23 protein-coding genes are annotated in these 20,365 nt (G+C 56.9%); 9 read left to right on the forward strand and 14 right to left on the reverse strand.

Annotation, left to right across the window (positions count from 1 at the left end; translation table 11 throughout):
• Positions 1-227: 227 nt before the first annotated feature.
• Both BMW97_RS06895 and BMW97_RS06900 read right to left on the reverse strand, forming a co-directional pair.
• Positions 228-1,058 carry an N-acetylmuramoyl-L-alanine amidase gene (locus BMW97_RS06895; RefSeq protein WP_045908428.1) on the reverse strand — a complete coding sequence of 277 codons (831 nt, stop codon included), beginning with the start codon at positions 1,056-1,058 and terminating at the stop codon, positions 228-230.
• A complete protein-coding gene (locus tag BMW97_RS06900; RefSeq protein WP_023310944.1) occupies positions 1,055-1,378 on the reverse strand; it encodes a heavy metal-binding domain-containing protein in 324 nt (107 codons plus the stop codon). Before BMW97_RS06900 ends, BMW97_RS06895 begins: the two co-directional genes overlap by 4 nt.
• A 97-nt stretch (positions 1,379-1,475) precedes the next feature.
• On the opposite strand from BMW97_RS06900, the gene BMW97_RS06905 reads away from it, so the two are divergent.
• The 6 genes from BMW97_RS06905 (at position 1,476) to artJ (ending at position 5,996) form a co-directional block, all read left to right on the forward strand.
• Positions 1,476-1,994, forward strand: coding sequence for a lipoprotein (locus BMW97_RS06905; protein ID WP_045908429.1), 519 nt, complete (start codon positions 1,476-1,478; stop codon positions 1,992-1,994).
• Between the two features lie 226 nt (positions 1,995-2,220).
• On the forward strand, positions 2,221-2,949 hold the full coding sequence (gene artP / locus BMW97_RS06910) for an arginine ABC transporter ATP-binding protein ArtP (protein WP_008500030.1): 729 nt from the start codon (positions 2,221-2,223) through the stop codon (positions 2,947-2,949).
• A 19-nt stretch (positions 2,950-2,968) separates the two neighbouring features.
• The gene (gene artI, locus BMW97_RS06915) at positions 2,969-3,700 is read left to right on the forward strand and encodes an arginine ABC transporter substrate-binding protein ArtI (RefSeq protein WP_008500032.1); all 732 of its coding nucleotides are present in this window, start codon (positions 2,969-2,971) and stop codon (positions 3,698-3,700) included.
• 6 nt (positions 3,701-3,706) lie between these two features.
• The gene (gene artQ, locus BMW97_RS06920) at positions 3,707-4,423 is read left to right on the forward strand and encodes an arginine ABC transporter permease ArtQ (RefSeq protein ID WP_025756069.1); all 717 of its coding nucleotides are present in this window, start codon (positions 3,707-3,709) and stop codon (positions 4,421-4,423) included.
• Complete coding sequence (artM, locus tag BMW97_RS06925) at positions 4,423-5,091, forward strand: arginine ABC transporter permease ArtM (RefSeq protein WP_028012513.1); 669 nt, start codon at positions 4,423-4,425, stop codon at positions 5,089-5,091. The genes artQ and artM overlap by 1 nt, the downstream gene beginning before the upstream one ends.
• Before the next feature lie 173 nt (positions 5,092-5,264).
• On the forward strand, positions 5,265-5,996 hold the full coding sequence (artJ, locus tag BMW97_RS06930) for an arginine ABC transporter substrate-binding protein ArtJ (RefSeq protein ID WP_045908430.1): 732 nt from the start codon (positions 5,265-5,267) through the stop codon (positions 5,994-5,996).
• Between the two features lie 87 nt (positions 5,997-6,083).
• Here the strand turns inward: artJ and BMW97_RS06935 are convergent, their stop codons facing one another.
• Positions 6,084-7,553: a sensor histidine kinase gene (locus BMW97_RS06935; protein WP_045908431.1), complete on the reverse strand. Its 1,470-nt coding sequence runs from the start codon at positions 7,551-7,553 to the stop codon at positions 6,084-6,086.
• Positions 7,537-8,244, reverse strand: coding sequence for a response regulator transcription factor (locus BMW97_RS06940; RefSeq protein ID WP_025912904.1), 708 nt, complete (start codon positions 8,242-8,244; stop codon positions 7,537-7,539). The genes BMW97_RS06935 and BMW97_RS06940 overlap by 17 nt, the downstream gene beginning before the upstream one ends.
• Before the next feature lie 116 nt (positions 8,245-8,360).
• Between BMW97_RS06940 and BMW97_RS06945 the strand changes: the two genes are divergently transcribed.
• A complete protein-coding gene (locus tag BMW97_RS06945; RefSeq protein ID WP_045908432.1) occupies positions 8,361-8,810 on the forward strand; it encodes a hypothetical protein in 450 nt (149 codons plus the stop codon).
• A 90-nt stretch (positions 8,811-8,900) separates the two neighbouring features.
• On the opposite strand, the gene rlmC is transcribed toward BMW97_RS06945, so the two are convergent.
• The 9 genes from rlmC to nfsA all read right to left on the reverse strand — a co-directional run bounded on the left by rlmC (position 8,901) and on the right by nfsA (position 17,517).
• Complete coding sequence (gene rlmC / locus BMW97_RS06950) at positions 8,901-10,031, reverse strand: 23S rRNA (uracil(747)-C(5))-methyltransferase RlmC (protein WP_045908433.1); 1,131 nt, start codon at positions 10,029-10,031, stop codon at positions 8,901-8,903.
• Positions 10,032-10,196: 165 nt separating this feature from the next.
• Positions 10,197-10,670, reverse strand: a complete 474-nt coding sequence (locus BMW97_RS06960) for a YbjO family protein (RefSeq protein ID WP_045908434.1) — start codon at positions 10,668-10,670, stop codon at positions 10,197-10,199.
• 65 nt (positions 10,671-10,735) lie between these two features.
• A complete protein-coding gene (potI, locus tag BMW97_RS06965; RefSeq protein WP_008503447.1) occupies positions 10,736-11,581 on the reverse strand; it encodes a putrescine ABC transporter permease PotI in 846 nt (281 codons plus the stop codon).
• Complete coding sequence (gene potH, locus BMW97_RS06970) at positions 11,578-12,531, reverse strand: putrescine ABC transporter permease PotH (RefSeq protein ID WP_024907854.1); 954 nt, start codon at positions 12,529-12,531, stop codon at positions 11,578-11,580. The genes potI and potH overlap by 4 nt, the downstream gene beginning before the upstream one ends.
• Before the next feature lie 10 nt (positions 12,532-12,541).
• Positions 12,542-13,675, reverse strand: a complete 1,134-nt coding sequence (gene potG / locus BMW97_RS06975) for a putrescine ABC transporter ATP-binding subunit PotG (RefSeq protein ID WP_021240929.1) — start codon at positions 13,673-13,675, stop codon at positions 12,542-12,544.
• A 143-nt stretch (positions 13,676-13,818) separates the two neighbouring features.
• Entirely contained in the window at positions 13,819-14,931 is a 1,113-nt protein-coding gene (gene potF / locus BMW97_RS06980) for a spermidine/putrescine ABC transporter substrate-binding protein PotF (protein WP_045908435.1), read from the reverse strand.
• A 351-nt stretch (positions 14,932-15,282) separates the two neighbouring features.
• Positions 15,283-15,759 (reverse strand): YbjN domain-containing protein, encoded by a 477-nt coding sequence (locus tag BMW97_RS06985; RefSeq protein WP_003858385.1) that lies wholly within the window; start codon positions 15,757-15,759, stop codon positions 15,283-15,285.
• Between the two features lie 63 nt (positions 15,760-15,822).
• Positions 15,823-16,725 carry a 30S ribosomal protein S6--L-glutamate ligase gene (rimK, locus tag BMW97_RS06990; RefSeq protein WP_045908436.1) on the reverse strand — a complete coding sequence of 301 codons (903 nt, stop codon included), beginning with the start codon at positions 16,723-16,725 and terminating at the stop codon, positions 15,823-15,825.
• Positions 16,726-16,794: 69 nt separating this feature from the next.
• Positions 16,795-17,517: a nitroreductase NfsA gene (gene nfsA / locus BMW97_RS06995; RefSeq protein ID WP_045908437.1), complete on the reverse strand. Its 723-nt coding sequence runs from the start codon at positions 17,515-17,517 to the stop codon at positions 16,795-16,797.
• A gap of 184 nt (positions 17,518-17,701) precedes the next feature.
• On the opposite strand from nfsA, the gene BMW97_RS07000 reads away from it, so the two are divergent.
• Positions 17,702-17,971: a GrxA family glutaredoxin gene (locus BMW97_RS07000; protein WP_006809455.1), complete on the forward strand. Its 270-nt coding sequence runs from the start codon at positions 17,702-17,704 to the stop codon at positions 17,969-17,971.
• Positions 17,972-18,001: 30 nt separating this feature from the next.
• Here the strand turns inward: BMW97_RS07000 and BMW97_RS07005 are convergent, their stop codons facing one another.
• Positions 18,002-18,376: an inner membrane protein YbjM gene (locus BMW97_RS07005; protein ID WP_024907859.1), complete on the reverse strand. Its 375-nt coding sequence runs from the start codon at positions 18,374-18,376 to the stop codon at positions 18,002-18,004.
• A 273-nt stretch (positions 18,377-18,649) separates the two neighbouring features.
• Between BMW97_RS07005 and BMW97_RS07010 the strand changes: the two genes are divergently transcribed.
• Positions 18,650-20,335, forward strand: coding sequence for an aspartate:alanine antiporter (locus BMW97_RS07010; RefSeq protein WP_014169303.1), 1,686 nt, complete (start codon positions 18,650-18,652; stop codon positions 20,333-20,335).
• Positions 20,336-20,365: the final 30 nt, after the last annotated feature.

The raw sequence follows: 20,365 nt of genomic DNA on the forward strand, positions 1-20,365 counted from the left end.
GGTGGAACCACCGAACTATTCGTATAATCCTGATAAAAACTTCTGGAAGAAGTGAAGTAAGAGCAATAAGCAGGTGTTATTTTTTGTTATTACTTAGCAAGCTATACGTCTATCTTAAATGAGGGTATTTTTAAGTCAATTAACTAAAAATGAATTGAGAATGTACTTAAGATTAATCTCATAGAAAATAAGGTAATATGACCTGGTCAGGGGGCAGTCCTGAAGGACTACCCCTGCCCGTATTTCTCTAAAAGCGCCTCGGCGATGGCCAGGGTTTCTACGTCAGCCACACCGTTCCACAGCGCGGGGCGGAAGTGCATCTGAAACGCGCAGATCACCCTCTTCTGCTGCTGTTCCGTGGCGTTGTCCGGCACCTCGTAGCCATAGCGCTTCAGCACATCGAGCAGCGCCTCTCGTTCGACCTCCTGATAGCGCGGCCGTCCATTGATATAGAACGCCACGCGGGCAGGATCGGGCCAGGCACCTATCCCCTGCTGAGCCAGGTGCTGCCACGGAAACAGCGGACCGGGATCGTCTTTACGCTGCGGGGCGATATCCGAATGGGCCACCACATTTTCAGGTCTGATGTTGTAGCGGGTAATAATGTCTTTGGCGAGCGGCACCAGCGCCGCAATCTGCGCAGGGGCAAACGGAGTAAACGTTTTCACGCCGTCGCGCATTTGCCAGCCGCGGTTCTCGAGCTCAATGCCGACAGAGGTATCGTTGATGCGGTTTGTACCGCGCCAGAAGCTGATGCCCGCATGCCAGGCCAGCTCGCTCTCGGGCACCAGCTGCCAGATGCGCGGCTTGCCGTCCGCCGCCGGGGGGCTGGCAGGGATCAAATAGTGAGAGCTGACGTTTTTATCCGTCAGCGTGGCCAGCGAGCTGTCAAAATCATCCGCGGTGTAGTGGATCACCAGCACCTTGATGCGCGGGTAAGCCGCCTGCGCCTGATGACGCGTATCCAGCTCGTAGGCGCCTTTATCAACGATCCCCTTTTCCGTGACGCATCCTGCCAGCAGCAGCGCCAGCAGGAAGGTGGCAAACAAACGCGTCATCGCAGGGTTTTCACCGCCGTACCGCTCACGCTCACCATCAGCATGCTGGCATCTTTACCGACCGTTTCGTAGTCGATATCAATCCCCACGACCGCATCCGCGCCGAGGGCTTCCGCCTGCTCGCCGAGCTCTTTGAAGGCGATTTCGCGGGCTTTGCGCAGCTCTTTTTCGTATGCACCCGAGCGGCCACCCACGATATCGCGGATACCGGCAAAAAAGTCACGGAAGATATTGGCGCCGAGAATCGCTTCGCCGGTGACCACGCCGCAGTACTCGGTAATTGTCTGCCCTTCCAGGGTTGGCGTTGTTGAAAACTGCATGGTTTCTCTCCTTCTTTAGCGTTCAATGCCTTAGGCACAGCATTATCGGTTCGTTACGCTATGATTGAAAGGATAGTTAATAAATAAGGAAATCAACATGCGCTATTCAGCTTTAACACTTTTCGTGCCCTGCGCGCTGGTGCTCAGCGCCTGTACCACCACGGTCACGCCTGCCTTTAAGGATATTGGTACCCGCAGCGGCCCCTGCATTGAGGGCGGCCCGGACACCGTGGCGCAGCAGTTCTATGATTATCGCATCCAGCACCGCAGCAACGATCTCACCGGCCTGCGCCCGTATCTGAGCGATGGCCTGGCAAAACTGCTTAATGATGCCACCCGCGATCCGCAGCACAACGCGCTGCTGAAATCCGATCCCTTCTCCAGTCGCACCACGCTACCGGACAGCGCCGAAGTGGCCAGCGCGTCAACCATCCCGAACACGGATGCCCGTAATATTCCGCTGCGCGTGAAGCTGACGCAGGGCACCCAAACCTGGCAGGACGAAGTGCTGATGATCCGTGAAGGACAGTGCTGGGCGGTGGACGACGTACGCTACGTGGGCGGCAGCGTTCATGCCCCGGCAGGCACGCTTCGCCAGTCGATTGAGAACCGCTGATTCATCAATGATAAAAATGTTACCCCCGTAAAATGTCCGGCATTTCTTGCGGAATGCCGACATTTATACTCGCCGACCTTGCCGTTCGCTATTTTGTGCTATGTTTAAGAGGAAATACGGGTTATATTTAACTTTTAACGCAGAAATATTGCATAACTATTCTGTCAACGGTACTATCTGCGGCCTCAATTGCTATAGATTGCCTGGATGAGTAAAGACTGCCCCGATGAGTATTAAACTAAACGGCATTAACTGCTTCTACGGCGCACACCAGGCGCTGTTTGACATCACGCTAAACTGCCCGGAAGGCGAAACGCTGGTTTTGCTTGGCCCAAGCGGTGCAGGTAAAAGCTCCCTTCTGCGTGTTCTTAATCTGCTTGAGATGCCCCGTTCAGGTACGCTGGCGATTGCCGGAAACCATTTTGATTTCGCGAAGACGCCGTCTGATAAGGCGATTCGCGAACTGCGTCAAAACGTCGGCATGGTCTTCCAGCAATACAATCTCTGGCCGCACCTAACCGTGCTGCAGAACCTGATTGAAGCCCCTTGCCGCGTGCTGGGGTTAAGCAAGGATCAGGCCATTGCGCGTGCCGAAAAGCTGCTGGAGCGTCTGCGCCTTAAGCCCTACAGCGACCGCTACCCGCTGCACCTGTCCGGTGGTCAGCAGCAGCGCGTGGCCATTGCCCGTGCGCTGATGATGGAACCCGCGGTGCTGCTGTTTGATGAACCAACGGCGGCTCTGGATCCGGAAATCACCGCCCAGATCGTGAGCATCATTCGCGAGCTGGCGGAAACCAACATTACGCAGGTTATCGTCACCCACGAAGTGGAAGTGGCGCGCAAAACCGCCAGCCGTGTGGTCTACATGGAAAATGGGTATATCGTTGAGCAAGGTGATGCGAGCTGCTTCGCTAACCCGCAAACCGATGCCTTCAAAAACTATTTATCTCATTGATTGTGTCAGGGGAAATATAATGAAAAAAGTATTACTTGCCGTGCTGCTTGCTGGCGTTACCCTTTCTGCTACCGCAGCCCAGACCATTCGTTTCGCGACGGAAGCCTCTTACCCTCCGTTTGAGTCCATTGATGCGAACAACAAAATTGTGGGCTTCGACGTGGACCTGGCTAACGCCCTGTGTAAAGAGATCGATGCAACCTGTACCTTCAGCAACCAGGCGTTCGACAGCCTGATCCCAAGCCTGAAGTTCCGCCGTATCGACGCCGTGATGGCCGGTATGGACATCACCCCCGAGCGTGAAAAGCAGGTGCTGTTCACCACCCCTTACTACGACAACTCCGCCCTGTTCATTGGTCAGAAAGGTAAATTCACCTCTGTCGATCAGCTGAAAGGCAAGAAAGTGGGCGTGCAGAACGGCACCACGCACCAGAAATTCATCATGGATAAGCATCCGGAAATCACCACCGTTCCGTATGACAGCTACCAGAACGCGAAGCTGGATCTGCAAAATGGCCGTATCGACGGCGTATTTGGTGATACCGCGGTGGTGACCGAGTGGCTGAAAGCCAACGACAAGCTGGCGCCAGTGGGCGACAAAGTGACCGATAAGGATTACTTCGGTACCGGTCTGGGGATTGCCGTTCGTCAGGGCAACACTGAGCTGCAGCAGAAATTCAACGCTGCGCTGGAAAAAGTGAAGAAAGACGGCACCTACGAAACCATCTACAAAAAATGGTTCCAGAAGTAATTCCTGATGAATGAAATTTTTCCTTTAGCAAGCGCCGCCGGGATGACCGTCGGCCTTGCCGTTTGCGCACTGATTATCGGCCTCGTGCTGGCGATGTTCTTTGCGGTGTGGGAATCCGCGAAATGGTTCCCTGTCGCCTGGACAGGCTCCGCGCTGGTCACCGTGCTGCGTGGGCTACCGGAAATTCTGGTGGTCCTGTTTATCTATTTCGGCTCCTCACAGCTGCTGCTGACGCTGTCGGACGGCTTCACCCTTAATCTCGGCTTTGCGCAGATCCCGGTGCAGATGCAGATCGAAAACTTCGACGTCAGCCCGTTCCTGTGCGGCGTGATTGCCCTCTCCCTGCTCTACTCCGCGTACGCGTCGCAAACCCTGCGCGGTGCGCTGAAAGCCGTGCCGCAGGGACAATGGGAGTCGGGCCAGGCGTTAGGGTTGTCGAAATCCGCCATCTTTTTCCGTCTGGTGATGCCGCAGATGTGGCGTCATGCCCTGCCGGGGCTCGGCAACCAGTGGCTGGTGCTGCTGAAAGATACCGCGCTGGTGAGCCTGATTAGCGTTAACGATTTGATGCTGCAAACCAAAAGCATCGCCACCCGTACCCAGGAGCCGTTTACCTGGTACATTGTGGCGGCGGCGATCTACCTGGTGATCACGTTGCTCAGTCAGTACATCCTCAAGCGTATTGACCTGCGAGCGACGCGCTTTGAACGGAGACCAGGCTGATGCTTGAATACTTTCCCGAGTTGATGAAAGGGCTGCACACCAGCCTGACGCTGACCGTGGCGTCCATTATCGTGGCGCTGATCCTGGCGCTCATCTTCACCATCATCCTGACGCTGAAAACGCCTGTTCTGGTGTGGATTGTGCGCGGGTACATCACCCTGTTTACCGGTACGCCGCTGCTGGTGCAGATCTTCCTGATTTACTACGGCCCGGGCCAGTTCCCGTCGCTGCAGGCGTATCCGGTTATCTGGCATCTGCTTTCTGAGCCGTGGCTGTGTGCCCTGATTGCCCTTTCGCTGAACAGCGCGGCCTATACCACCCAGCTGTTCTACGGGGCGATCCGCGCCATCCCGGAAGGCCAGTGGCAGTCCTGCGGGGCGCTGGGCATGAGCAAGAAAGACACGCTGGCAATCCTGCTGCCGTACGCCTTTAAGCGCGCCCTCTCCTCCTATTCCAACGAAGTGGTGCTGGTGTTCAAAAGTACCTCGCTGGCCTACACCATCACCCTGATGGAAGTGATGGGACACGGACAGCTGCTGTATGGACGCACCTATGACGTAATGGTGTTCGGCGCGGCGGGCGTGGTGTATCTGGTGGTGAACGGTCTGCTGACGCTGATGATGCGCCTGATTGAGCGTAAAGCGCTGGCGTTTGAGCGCAGAAATTAACCACGCGAATGCATAAAACGGTATTCATAAAGCGGGTAACCTAATGGGTTATCCGCTTTTTTTTGCGATAAAAATAATACTTAATCATTTTTATTGCATATAAATTCATTAACTGGCATTGTACATCCAGGCCGCAGACACGGCGCATCAATAAGACAGACGGGAGCATTACAATGAAAAAGTTAGTTCTGGCCGCATTACTCGCCACCTTCGCCGCTGGCGCATCCGCTGCGGAAAAAATCAATTTCGGCGTGTCCGCCACCTATCCGCCGTTTGAGTCGCTGGATGCCAGCAACCAGATCGTCGGTTTCGATATCGATCTGGCGAAAGCGCTGTGCAAACAGATGCAGGCCGACTGCACCTTTACTAACCATGCTTTTGACAGCCTGATCCCGTCGCTGAAGTTCAAAAAATACGACGCGGTGATCTCCGGGATGGACATCACGCCTGAGCGCAGCAAGCAGGTGGCGTTCACCGACCCGTACTACGCCAACTCGGCGGTGGTGATTGCGAAGAAAGGCGCGTATACCTCTTTCGATCAGCTGAAAGGCAAACGCATCGGGATGGAAAACGGCACCACGCACCAGAAATACCTGCAGGACAAACATCCTGAAGTGAAGACCGTGGCCTATGACAGCTACCAGAACGCGATTATCGACCTGAAAAATGGCCGTATCGACGGCGTCTTCGGCGACACCGCCGTGGTGAACGAGTGGCTCAAAACCAACCCGCAGTTGGGCACCGCAACGGAAAAAGTGACCGATCCGCAGTACTTCGGCACGGGCCTCGGCATCGCGGTACGTCCGGATAACAAAGCCCTGCTGGAAAAACTGAACGGTGCGCTGAAAGCGATTAAAGCGGACGGTACGTACCAGAAAATCAGCGATCAGTGGTTCCCGCAGTAATGTCTTTTGCCGGGTGGCGGCTTCGCCTTACCCGGCCTACGGGGGGGATTTGTAGGCCGGGTAAGCGCAGCGCCGCCCGGCACTCTCTCATAACGGCACAAAGAACCTGAACCGTGCCCCGCTCACCGACTCCATTAGCCTGATCCCGCCCCCGTGCAGCTCCAGCATCCGTTTCACGATTAATAGCCCCAACCCGCCGCGATTCTCCCGCGAGGCCTGGGTATTGAGCGCCGACGGCCGCTGGAACAGATCGTCGCGCAGCGAGGCATCCACGCCCGTTCCGCTGTCGGACACTTCGACCTGCAGCTGTTCATTTTCCTGCCACACCGCCAGGCGAATTTCTCCGCCGCCCGGCGTATGGCGCATCGCGTTATCCAGCAGGTTGGTCACCACGCGTTCAATCATCGACACATCGGCGTTTACCATCGGCAGCGGCCCCGGTACGTCAATATGGAGATTGACCTCTCGCGTGCGGGCCGTGAGCTCAAACTTCTGCGCCACGTCGGAAATCAGCTCCGCCATCGCGAACCGCTCGCGCTGGGGTTTAATGCCGCCGTGCTCCAGGCGCGCCAGCTCAAACAGCTGCTGCGAAAGATGCCGGACTTTTTGCCCCTGACGCAGCGCGGTTGCGAGATACTGCTGGTGTTCCTGCGGCGTCAGGGTGGCGGATTTGAGCGACAGAGTTTCGAGATAGCCCAGCAGTGAGGTCAGCGGCGTGCGGAGATCGTGCGAAATATTAGCGATAAACTCCCGACGCTGGCGATCGCTGTCGGCCAGCCGATCCCACTGTTGGGTGATTTTGCGCGCCAGCTCGATAAAGCTGTTGCGCAGGATCGCCACTTCATCTTTTGCCGCCGCGTCCGGCGTCTGTGCCGCCAGCAGCCTGATTGCGCTCATGCTGTCCTGCTCCAGCCCGGCGACCTCCACCGTCAGCTGTTTGACCGGACGCGTGACCCAGTACCAGACCAGCAGCCCTGCCAGCAGCCCAAACAGCGCGACCCACAGCAGTGACCACAGGACGGTACTCCACAGCGCCTTGTGCCAGGCCATTTCCGCCAGAGCGTTTGACTCCTCGCCCTGCAAGATGATGTACAGATAGCCTTTTAGCTCGCCGTCCTGCCGCAGCGGCGTGGCGCTGAAGACTTTTTGATTTTGACTGCGCGGATCGTCGCCCAGTACCGGCATGGCGGTGCCGCTCAGGAAGCTCTGCACCGGCGCCAGGTCGATTTTTTGCCGCTGAATATGGCCCGGCGGTGCGGCGTCGGCGAGGATATCGCCGTCAGGAGAGATGACGTACAGCTCAACGCTCGGATTGAAGGTCATCAGCCGGCCAAACAGCGGTTTCAGCGCGCTGCGGTCGACCCGGCCCTGCGCGTCAAGAATCGGTTCGCGCTGGACGATCTGCTGCGCCAGCCCACCCGACAAACGCTGCACCATTGCATTACCGTACTGCATGCTGCTGTAGAGCTGTACCGCGCAGGCGACGGCGGCGCAGAGCATCATCAGCAGGATGAAGAGCAGCGTCAGGCGCTGGCTCAGGCTAAAGCGACGCATCATGCTGCGGCTCCGCAAATTTGTAGCCCTTGCCCCAGACGGTGCGAATGATCTCCGGCTCGGCGGCGTCCTTCTCTATCTTGATGCGCAGGCGGTTGATATGGGTGTTGACGGTGTGCTCGTAGCCTTCATGCTGGTAGCCCCAGACCTGCTCCAGCAGCGCCAGACGGGAGAACACCTCGCCGGGATGACGGGCAAAGAAGTAGAGCAGTTCGAACTCGCGCGGGGTGAGGTCCACCACCTGGCCGTGAAGCAGCACGCTGCGCGCCAGCGGATCGATGGTCAGTCCGTGCGCCTGAATGTGTCCGTCGGTTTGCGCCTGCCCCATCGCCTGCTGGCGACGAAACAGTGCTTTGATACGCGCAATCAGCTCCTGCACGGAGAACGGTTTTGCCAGATAGTCGTCGGCGCCGGTTTCCAGCCCGGTGATGCGGTCGGTTTCGCTGCTGCGGGCGCTGATGATGATCACCGGCAGGTAGCGCGTCATCTGACGGATGCGGCGGCAAATCTCCAGACCGTCCACGTTGGGTAGCATCAGGTCGAGGATCACCGCATCCCACGTCTGGGCTTCAAGACGCTGCAGGGCGTTGCCCCCGTCGGGCTCGTGGGTGATGGCGTAGCCTTCGTCTTCTAAATTGAGTCGCAGAAGCGCCGCGATATCGTGGTCGTCTTCCACCAGCAGGATCTGCTTCATGGGTAAGCCTTCATTCATTTCTTATGACGTAAGCTTACCTGATTTCGCCGGGATGAAGAGTTCACATTTTGTTGAAGATTTGGAAGGTAACAAACCAACATACTGAGGATGTTTATATGTCGATCGTCTCGTCTTTTTCAGACACACTTCTCACACTTCCTGTTAATCACAATACCGATTTCACCGATCTGGCCGACAACTGCCAGCGCTACTGCGAAGCGCTGGTTGAAGAAACCGATCCTGCCAGAAAAATCGCGCTCTGTGGCCGCCTCGCCACCTGTCTTGCCTTGCTCCGCCCGATGCTGCTGGAACCTGTGCCGGAGCATTTGTATGAACGATTAACGGTGGACGTTTTCCCAGAAAGAGAACCTGCATTCAACGCGGAGCCTGATCAACTGTGCCGTTATTGTGAGGAGATTACGCAACTCTTAATAGGGGGGGTACTTGCGCCGGAGTCAGCCCGCGTGATGGGTGATCTGCTCTTTGAGCTGACAGGCTATTTTGCCGACCAGTTGAAAGCGCCACGCTGGCTTAAAACAGAGGCGGGAGTCGCATTCCTGGGTTGAGCAAACAAAGCCGGGTGGCGGCTACGCCTTACCCGGCCTACTCCGGATCGTAGGCCCGGTAAGCGCAGCGCCACCGGGCAATGTTGAGGATTAGTGCGTTTTCACCAGCAACGTCAACACTTCATAATGCGCGGTATGCGGGAACATATCAAAAAGCTGAACGCGTTCAACGCGATAGCCCGGTAGTTGATCGATGTCTTTCGCCATGGTCTGCGCGTTGCAGCTGGAATAGATGATGTACTCTGGCGCCATCTGGCTCAGGTAGTCGCACAGCGCATTGCCGATGCCGCGGCGCGGCGGGTTGACCAGCACCAGCTCCGGCACGTTGCCCTGGCCGGTTGCGAATTGCGTGGAGTCCAGCGCCTGGAAGTGCAGATTCGTTAACCCCAGTTCGGCGGCGGACTGCTTCGCGCAGGCAATCGCTTCGGCAGAGATCTCAATGCCGGTGAGCTGCATCTCCGGCGTGGCGCAGTGCAGACCAAACCCGCCCACGCCGCAGAACAGATCCCACATGTGGTGAACGTTCAACGCACGCACCCAGTCGCGGGCGGTGGCGTACAGGCTGCTTGCCACGGTCGGGTTGGTCTGGAAGAAGCTTTGCGGGCGGATCCACAGCGGCACGCCGTTGAAGCTCTCAGCCAGCGCGTGCTGGTCGGTGAAGAAAATCTCTTTCTCCCCTTCCATGATCGCCATATGCACCGGCTGAATGTTCGCCGTAATGACCTTCAACTGCGGAAGCTGTTCCTGCAGCCACGGCAGCGCCGCGCGCAACTGCGACAGCTTAGTTTCAGAGCGCAGCACGAAGCGCAGCATCATGCCGCCGTCTTTCTGGCTTTCCGTCAGCAGAAGGTATTTCAGCTCGCCGCGCTTGCGGGCCACGTTATAGGGCGTTAACCCTGCCCGGGCAATAAACGGCTTGAGTGCGGCAAAGACCGGCGCAAAGGAAGCGGGATAGAGCGGGCAGTCGGTTAAGTCTTCCGGCGTGCCGTCGCGGTGCAGCATCCCCAGCAGCGGTTTTTCTACGCTGCCGCTGACCACCATTTTGGCTTTATTGCGAAAGCCCTGCTCAGGGCCGCTGACGGGTGCGCACCACTCGCCCACCGCGTGTTCTGCCAGCAGCTGTTGCAGGTCGGCCATTTTGGCGGTGAGTTGTTGAGAGACCGGTTGTTCTATCCACTGACAGGAGCGGCAGCGTCCGGCGTCATAGAGTGCGCACTGCATATGAAAACCTTAAAAATCACGAGGGCTGCGATTATATACACAAAATCATTCAAGTTGTATCAAGGCGGCAAGTCTGAGAATCCCCAGGAGCTTACTCAAGTAAGTGACTGGGGTGAACAGACGCGGCCAACGCAGAGACGGCTTGAAGGATGACGTGTATACACATTATTGCAGGCGGAAGAACCGTCGACTGGAGGCCGGAACGAAGAGAAGAAAGAGCACCAGCATGTCCGGCAGTTTCTGCATAAACAGCGCGCGCAGGATCTCGCGTTTGGACTCACCGGCAATACTGAACAGCTCCGGGTAGCCATACCCCAGCGAAGCGGCCCACAGATAGCTCGCCGCGGTAATCTGCGTCAGCATATAGACCCAGCGCGCCCAGTTGCGCCCTTTAACCAGCGAAAACGCGCAGTAGATCTCGATAAACACCAGCACCAGACTGCTCAAAAAGACCAGCGTTAGATTCCACGTCTGCACGCTGCGGTGAATGAATTCACCGATGCCGCGCACACCCAGGGTATTCAGAATCATCAGCACGTCCAGGCAGCGGATCATAATAATGGCGAGCGCCGCCACCTGAACCAGTGCAGGTACGTTAGGACGCGCATGCGTAATACGTGATTTTTTTAATAATCCCAATGTTTTACTTCCCTGAAAAACAGTGCCGCGTCATGCGCGGCACATCACTGGAAATTTTAAATCCTTCAGCCGCGTCTTGCACGCTGGATATCGCGCACGCGCTGTTTTTCCGCGCGCGCCATCAAATACCAGGCGATAAATCCGACAATTCCGACCACGCCGAGGATGATAGAGGCCAGGGCGTTGATCTCCGGGTTGACCCCCATGCGCACGCTGGAGAAAACCAGCATCGGCAGCGTCGTCGCCCCCGGGCCGGAGACAAAGCTGGCGATAACCAGATCGTCGAGCGACAGGGTAAACGCCAGCAGCCAGCCGGAGATCACCGCCGGCATAATCATCGGCAGCGTGATGATGAAAAAGACCTTCAGCGGCGTCGCGCCGAGATCCATCGCCGCCTCTTCAATGGAGCGATCCAGCTCGCGCAGGCGCGAGGCGATCACCACCGCGACATAGGCGGTACAGAAGGTTACGTGCGCCAGCCAGATGGTGAGCATCCCGCGGTCCGCCGGCCAGCCGATGGCGTGCGCCAGGGCCACGAACAGCAGCAACAACGCGAGACCGGTGATCACGTCTGGCATAACCAGCGGAGCGGTGATCATAAAGGCGAAGCCGTTTGAACCGCGAAAACGCCCGAAGCGCACCATCACCAGCGCGGCGATCGTGCCCAGCACGGACGCCATGGTCGCCGCCAGCGCCGCAATGGTCAGGCTCAGCCCCACCGCGCTCATCATCGCATCATCGTGGAACAGCTCGCTGTACCAGCGCGTCGACCAGCCTGCCCAGACCGTCACCAGCTTGGAGCTGTTAAACGAGTAGATCACCAGCATCAGCATCGGCGCATACAGGAAGGTAAAGCCGATGACCAGGATCGCAATTCGCCACGGGGAGCGCACTACCGGTAAGTTGTTCATCCGTGATCTCCCATCTGTTTCTGCTGATGCTTGTGGAACCACATGATCGGCACGATCAGCAGCAGTAACATCACGATCGCCACCGCCGAGGCCACCGGCCAGTCGCGGTTATTGAAGAACTCCTGCCACAGCACGCGGCCAATCATGATGCTGTCAGGCCCGCCGAGCAGTTCCGGGATCACAAACTCCCCCACCGCCGGGATAAAGACCAGCATCGACCCGGCGATAATCCCGCCCTTGGTCAGCGGGACAATGACGCTGAAGAAAGTTTTCAGCGGACGGGCACCGAGATCGAGCGACGCTTCTACCAGCGAGTAGTCGATACGGGTCAGCGCCGTGTAGATCGGCAGCACCATAAACGGCAGATAGGCGTACACAATGCCGATATAGACCGCGAGATTGGTGTGCAGGATCGTCAGCGGCTGATCGATAACCCCGAGCCACATCAGGAAGTTATTCAGCACGCCGTTGTTTTTCAGGATCCCCATCCACGCGTAAACGCGGATCAGGAACGAGGTCCACGACGGTAAAATCACCAGCAGCAGCAGGATATTTCGCGTCGACGGCTTGCTGTGCGCCACCGCCCACGCCAGCGGGTAGCCCATCACCAGACAACAGAGCGTCGAGATCGCCGCCACCTGCAGCGACTGCAGATAGGCTTCGAAATAGAGCGGGTCGTCGGTGAGCTGCAGGAAGTTACCCAGGTTTAAGGTCAGCGTCAGCTGCCCGTCGGCCCAGTCCAGCAGGTTGGTGTAAGGCGGGATCGCCCGCGCCATTTCCGCCAGGCTTATCTTGAAAACAATCAGGAACGGCAGCAGGAACAGCAGGATCAGCCACACGTACGGCATGGCGATCACCAGCTTGCGGCCGTGCTTCATCTGCATGCGCGTCAGCCAGTGGGCAAAGCCGCCCGGCTTTTCGACGCGGGCTGGAGGTTCAAGTGTACTCATTGGCCGCTCCTTATACCGTCAGCACAACGCAACTGTCTGCATCCCAACACAGGCGCACTTCGTCGCCCCAGGTCGGCTGTCCCTTGCGATAGCGATGTTCGTTCTGTAACTGCGCGCTGAGCATCTGCCCGCTTTTCAGGCGCACGTGATAGATAGAGAGATCGCCCAGATAGGCAATGTGCACCACTTCCCCGACGGCAAAGTTATAGCCATCAGCAGGCGGGTCTTCACAGAGCATGATCTTCTCCGGACGCAGCGCGACGTAGACCGGCACGTTATCCACCACCGAGTTATCCGGATCAACCTTAAGCGGATGCTGCAGCCCCGGCGATTCGATGACCAGACCGTCTTCCTGACGATCTTTCAGCAGCCCTTCGAAAACGTTAACCGAGCCGATGAACTCCGCGCTGTAGCGGGTGGTCGGATGCTCATAAATCTCTTCCGGCTCGCCAATCTGCACGAACTTGCCGCGGTTCATGATGGCGATACGTCCGGCCATGGTCATGGCCTCTTCCTGGTCGTGGGTCACCATCACGCAGGTCACCCCCACGCGCTCAAGGATATCGACCACTTCGAGCTGCATACGGTCGCGCAGCTTTTTATCCAGCGCGCCCATCGGTTCGTCGAGCAGCAGCAGTTTCGGGCGTTTTGCCAGGCTGCGGGCCAGGGCCACGCGCTGGCGCTGGCCGCCGGAGAGCTGGTGCGGCTTACGCTTCGCGAACTCCTGCATGTGCACCAGGCTCAGCATCTCGGCCACGCGCGCGGTAATTTCGGCTTTCGGCAGCTTGTCCTGCTTCAGACCGAAGGCGATGTTCTGCTCCACCGTCATGTGCGGAAACAGTGCGTAGGACTGGAACATCATGTTGATCGGGCGCTGATACGGCGGCACGCTGGAGAGATCCACGCCGTCGAGCACGATCTGCCCGGCGGTGGGCTGTTCAAAACCGGCCAGCATGCGCAGCAGGGTCGATTTACCGCAGCCAGAGGCCCCCAGAAGGGCAAAAATTTCGCCTTTATAGATCGTCAGGCTGACGTCGTCCACGGCATGCTGGCCATCAAAAGATTTGGTGAGGTTACGAATTTCAAGCAGCGGGGTCAGCGCTTTACGGACTTTCGCCTGCGGGCGGGGGATCGCGTCATTCACGGGGTGTTCTCCGGTAGAGATCAAAACTGGTGCAAACGCACCGTCAGGGTGCGCATCGCCGGGCGGCGCTAACGCTTGCCCGGCCTACGGGTTGTAGAGGCCCGGTAAGCGATAACGCCACCGGGCAGCAATACCAAACGCCGTTATTTACCGCTTTTCACCTTGGTCCACGCGCGGGTACGCACGCGGTCAATTTTTGGATCCTGAACTTTCAGGGTGAAGAGCTTGGCGAACACATCCGCTGGCGGATAGATAGCCGGGTTATTACGGATCTCTTCGCTCACCAGCGGCACGGAGGCCTTGTTACCGTTCGCATAGTAAACGTGGTCGCTGATGTGGGCGATAACCTCAGGACGCATCAGGTAGTTGAGGAACTGATACGCTTCGTCTTTGTTTTTCGCGTCAGCCGGCATCGCGAAGACGTCAAAGAAGGCCAGCGCCCCCTCCTTCGGAATGAAGTAAGAGACGTTCACGCCGTTTTTCGCCTCTTTCGCACGGTTAGCCGCCTGCCATACGTCCCCTGCCCAGCCAATCGCGACGCAGATGTCGCCGTTCGCCAGGTCGTTAATGTACTGGGAAGAGTGGAAGTAACGAATATTTGGACGCAGCTTCAGCAGCAGATCGGTCGCCGGGCCGGTGTAATCATCCGCCTTATTGCTGTTCGGGTCTTTGCCCAGGTAGTTCAGCACGGTCGCGAAAATCTCTTCCGGCGCATCGAGGAAGGAGACGCCGCAGCTTTTCAGCTTCTCAAGGTTTTCCGGCTTCAGCACCACGTCCCAGCTGTCCAGCTTCACGTCCGGGCCCAGCGCCGCCTTCACTTTATCAACGTTAAAACCGATACCGGTGGTCGCCCAGAGATACGGCATCGCGTATTTGTTGTCCGGGTCATGCTTGGCCACCAGCTTCAGCACTTCCGGATCGAGATTTTTCCAGTTCGGTAATTTGCTCTTATCCAGCGGCTGGAAGACGCCTGCGGTCAGCTGGCGCTCGAGGAAGCTTGCGGAAGGCACCACGAGGTCAAACCCGGTGCTGCCCGCCATCAGTTTTCCTTCCAGCACTTCGTTGGAATCGAACACGTCGTAGACCACTTTAATGCCGGTCTCTTTTTCAAAATTTGCGACCGTGTCCGGCGCAATATAGTCAGACCAGTTATAAACGTGCAGCGTTTTTTGTTCCGCAGCGAGCGTGCCGGCAGAGACGGCCATCAGAGCACCCGCAACCAGACCCGATAACCATTTTTTATTCAAGGCGATCATAGTGTTATTCCTTCTGAAAGCTCGTTAACAAACGAACTAAAACTGTGCAATCTGGATATATGCAAAAATCATGCATAGTTTGTCGCTCTGCTCAAAATAAAAAGAAACCTCTTTACCCGGCAGCTTCCGCTCGCTTTTTGAAGCATCGCAAGAATAACTGTAGCCCGTGTCTCCGGCTATAGCCCAGACGAAAAAACGCCTTTTATCAATTTTTTATGCAGGTTAAGTCTACGTGATAAGCCGAAACGGCCTTCAGGGAGGTGAATAATTCTTTAAAGGAAGGTTAAAAGCAGCAGAAAAAATGGCCTTCTGCAGCCGCCATGGCAGCGACTGCGCAAAAGTCAGACAGGCTTAGTGAAGAAAATTGGGAGATGCATCATTATTCTCTGCATCATCTTCCGCGCTATACAGCAGATGATGTGCATTGGCTTCCATCATGACCATCGAAATTTGCTCTTCGCTCAGGCGCATAAACCAGGCGAACTGCTTGAACGACAGCCCTGCCCCGGAGAATAAAGACTGGCAAACGACCAGTTTTGGCAGATTATCATCCTGTATGTCGAGAAATGCCTTCACCGTCAAAGAACTGGCATTGATGGCCGACAGGTCGGAGGCCAGCGCCAGCAGCGCGGAGGGCTTCACTTCGGCCAGCGCGGAGAAAAGGATCACGTCGTTAATCAGATCGATTTTGGCATCGAAAATGCCGTCGAAATTCTGCATATGAGGCAGATGCAGCGCCTGGCAGGAATCGCATTCGAAGAATGTAATTCCGGCATCATCAAGCCATTGACGTAACGTATCCAGTGTAGGTACGACCTGTAAATCCATCGCTGTGCAGCCTCTTTAATAAAAACTTCGCATAGGGTACTTAAAAAGCGCGCGGTAATCCATTTAACCACCCGTTTTCAGACAGTAGCCCGGCGTCGCATGACGCTCGATCCATAAGATCATTTTACCCGCAATATCGACCCCTGTGGTTTTTTCCACGCCTTCCAGTCCGGGCGAGGCGTTCACCTCCATGACCAGCGGCCCGCGCGTTGCGCGCAGCAGGTCTACACCCGCCACGTCCAGCCCCAGGGTTTGCGCCGCTTTCACCGCAATTTCCCGCTCCCGGTCGCTGATATCGGCTACACGCGCGACGCCGCCGCGGTGAAGGTTAGAGCGGAAATCGCCCTCTTTGGCCTGACGCTCAATGGCTGCCACCACCTCGTTTCCCACGACGAAGCAGCGGATGTCGCGCCCTTTGGCCTCTTCGATATACTCCTGCACCAGAATGTGGGCATTCAGCCCGCGGAAGGCATCAATCACGCTCTCCGCTGCCTGACGCGTCTCCGCCAGCACCACGCCAATGCCCTGGGTGCCTTCCACCAGCTTGATCACCAAAGGGGCGCCACCCACCATGTCGATCAGATCGCTGGTGTCGTCCGGTGAATGGGCAATTCCGGTGACGGGGAGATCGATCCCCTGACGGGCAAGGAGCTGCAGCGAGCGCAGCTTGTCGCGGGCGCGGGAAATGGCGACGGATTCGTTGAGCGGATAGCTGCCCAGCATCTCGAACTGGCGCAGCGCGGCGGTGCCGTAGTAGGTAATCTGGGAGCCGATGCGGGGGATGACCGCATCAAAATGCGGCAGCTTGCGACCTTTGTAGTGAATCGACGAGGCGGCCGGGTCGATGTTCATATAGCAGGACATCGGGTCGAGGATCTCAACCTGATGCCCGCGTTTCGCCGCCGCTTCTCTCAGGCGCTTACATGAATAGAGCGTTCCATCCCGGGACAATATGGCAATTTTCACCCTGCACCTCTCTGAAGACATGGAAAAAGCCTGCGTATCATATACGCAGGCAGGCGCAGGATAAATGGACTATCGCGTCGCCCAGCCCTGTTTGTGCAGATAATCAAGAATAAACGGGCGATTTTCTTTAATGATGGTGCGACGAATATGGTCAGTCCAGGTATCGCGACGGTTATTGCTACCGCGCGTCAGGTAGTAGTTTGCCAGCTCTTCATCGTATTGATTCAGGACATCCTGATCGACCGGCTGATAGTGGTTTTCATGCACCAGCATCGCCGCAGGAATGCGCGGCTTCAGATCCGGGTTATCCGCAGGCCAGCCGAGGCACAGGCCAAACAGCGGCAGCACGTGTTTTGGCAGCTTCAGCAGCTCGGTCACGCTTTCAATGTTGTTACGCAGGCCGCCGATGTAGACACCGCCTAACCCCAGCGACTCCGCCGCCGTGAAGGCGTTTTGCGCCATCAGCGCGGTATCCACCACGCCCAGCAGCAACTGTTCGGCCAGCCCGAGCTCGGCCTCAGGGCAGATCTGCAGATGACGGTTGAAGTCGGCGCAGAACACCCAGAACTCGGCCGCCTGAGCCACATGCTTCTGCCCGCCGGTCAGCGTCACCAGCTGCTCGCGCATGGCCGGGTCGGTGATGCGGATAATGGAGCTGCACTGCAGGAAGCTGGAGCTGGAGGTCGCCCTGGCGCTGTCAATAATCGCGGCACGCTGCGCCTCGGTAATCGGCTCATCGGTGAAGTGGCGAATGGAACGGTGGGAACGGAGCAGGTCAATCGTGGGTGTCATCTTGTCTCTCTTTGTCTTGCTTAATACGTATTGCAGCCAGTATAGGCAATGATTTGCGCGATGTAATTGGCGAAACATAGCCTGACTGTATCAAAGCGACAGGCGAAACCTTCTTTAATGGCGGCAGGTTATCGGGCACTATATGTCTTATTCGCCGTCAGGCTTGTTTTTTGAGGAGAGAGAAATGTTTGCAGTAATTTTTGGTCGTCCAGGGTGCCCATACTGTGTACGCGCGAAAGAGCTGGCTGAGAAACTGACCGAAGAGCGCGATGACTTCAACTTCCGCTACGTGGATATCCACGCGGAAGGCATCACGAAGGCGGATCTCGAAAAAACCGTCGGCAAGCCGGTTGAAACCGTACCGCAGATCTTCCTCGATCAGAAACACATCGGCGGCTGCACGGACTTTGAAGCGTACGCCAAAGAGCATCTGGGCCTGTTTGCCGCCCAGTAATGTGAAGACGCCCTCACCGAGAGGGCGTTTTTATTTGTGGTGCCGTCGGTGCCGAAGCAGACTGCGCACAAATAAGTAGCAGAGCGCGCCAAGGGCGCACCAGAATACAGCGCTCATCAACCATGCCAGCTCCTGCCAGAAACTCCGCGTTGAGATATAGAGCAAGCGCATCAGCAGCAAACAGAGCGGCGCGGCCAGCATGGCACCCAACAGCGGCTTCACCACCTCCCCTTTACGGGAGAGAAAACTGGCAGCAGCCCCCGGCAGCGTAAAAAAGAGCAGCCCCAGCTCCGGATGACCCGATGCCCTGAATGCCCCTTTCACGTTAAAAGCAAGCGACATGCATACGACCGTGAACAGCAAAAAGCAGCTGATCACCCCCGCCCAGTTTCGTTTAATGTTCAAACTATCCTCCTGACTTATCTCTATCAAATACACTTTCGTCGGGTAGACGCCCAGTCAGATAAAGCAATGCGGCAATCCTTGCCAAAGTACGCACAGGGTGATGCGATAATCAGTAGCTGTCAGTAGCTAATACGATTAAACTACACGCCAGCTAATGTTTTAGGGAATAAAGCAGGAAACAGGGAGCGTTAACGCCTTTCCCTGACCCAGAAAACAGTAGCCCAAAAAGTCCTTTCATTCAACAACTTACTGGTAAACAAGAAGTTAGCCTCCGTGAATATAAACGTCGCAGACTTGTTAAATGGGAATTACATCCTGTTATTATTTGTGGTACTGGCGCTGGGCCTTTGCCTGGGTAAATTGCGCCTGGGTTCAGTTCAACTTGGTAATTCCATTGGCGTTTTAGTCGTCTCCTTATTATTAGGCCAGCAGCACTTCAGCATTAACACGGACGCGCTCAACTTAGGTTTTATGCTGTTTATTTTTTGCGTTGGCGTGGAAGCAGGACCGAACTTTTTTTCAATTTTCTTCCGCGACGGCAAAAATTATCTGATGCTGGCGCTGGTAATGGTCGGCAGCGCGCTGCTGATCGCCTTAGGGCTGGGTAAACTGTTTGGCTGGGATATCGGGTTAACGGCCGGTATGCTGGCAGGCTCCATGACGTCCACCCCTGTGCTCGTGGGCGCCGGTGATACCCTGCGCCATTCCGGCATGGCCGGCGCGCAGCTTTCTACCGCACTCGACCACCTGAGCCTCGGCTATGCCCTGACCTATCTGATTGGTCTGGTGAGCCTGATTGTCGGCGCACGCTACCTGCCCAAACTGCAGCACCAGGATTTGCAGACCAGCGCCCAGCAAATCGCCCGCGAGCGCGGTCTGGATACCGACTCCAAACGTAAAGTCTATCTCCCGGTGATCCGCGCCTATCGCGTCGGGCCAGAGCTGGTTGCCTGGGCTGACGGCAAAAATCTGCGTGAGCTGGGGATTTACCGCCAGACGGGCTGCTACATCGAACGCATCCGCCGCAACGGCATTCTGGCGAACCCGGACGGCGACGCGGTGCTGCAGATGGGCGATGACATCGCTCTTGTAGGTTACCCGGACGCCCACGCCCGTCTCGACCCGAGCTTCCGTAACGGCAAAGAGGTGTTTGACCGCGACCTGCTCGACATGCGCATCGTCACCGAAGAGATCGTGGTGAAAAACCATAACGCCGTGGGCCGCCGCCTGGCGCAGCTGAAGTTGACCGACCACGGCTGCTTCCTCAACCGCGTGATCCGCAGCCAGATTGAGATGCCTATCGACGACAACGTCGTGCTCAACAAAGGCGACGTGCTGCAGGTCAGCGGCGACGCCCGCCGCGTGAAAACCGTGGCCGACCGCATCGGCTTTATCTCCATTCACAGCCAGGTCACCGACCTGCTGGCCTTCTGCGCCTTCTTTATCGTTGGCCTGATGATCGGGATGATCACCTTCCAGTTCAGCAACTTCAGTTTCGGCATCGGTAACGCCGCCGGGCTGCTGTTCGCCGGGATCATGCTGGGCTTCCTGCGAGCGAACCACCCGACCTTCGGCTACATTCCGCAGGGCGCGCTGAACATGGTGAAAGAGTTCGGTCTGATGGTCTTTATGGCGGGCGTGGGCTTAAGCGCGGGCAGCGGGATTGGTCACAGCCTCGGCGCCGTCGGCTGGCAGATGTTGGTTTCCGGACTTATCGTCAGCCTGGTACCGGTGGTGATCTGCTTCCTGTTCGGTGCCTACGTGCTGCGCATGAACCGCGCCCTGCTCTTCGGGGCGATGATGGGGGCGCGTACCTGTGCGCCTGCCATGGAAATCATCAGCGATACCGCGCGCAGCAACATCCCGGCGCTGGGCTATGCGGGCACGTACGCTATCGCTAACGTGCTGCTGACACTGGCGGGTACGCTGATTATCATCATCTGGCCCGGACTCGGATAACTCCTAAGTTTGCGCGTGGTTGAAAAAATT

Source organism: Enterobacter sp. NFIX58 (genome assembly GCF_900110475.1).
Taxonomy (GTDB): Bacteria; Pseudomonadota; Gammaproteobacteria; order Enterobacterales; family Enterobacteriaceae; genus Enterobacter; species Enterobacter quasiroggenkampii.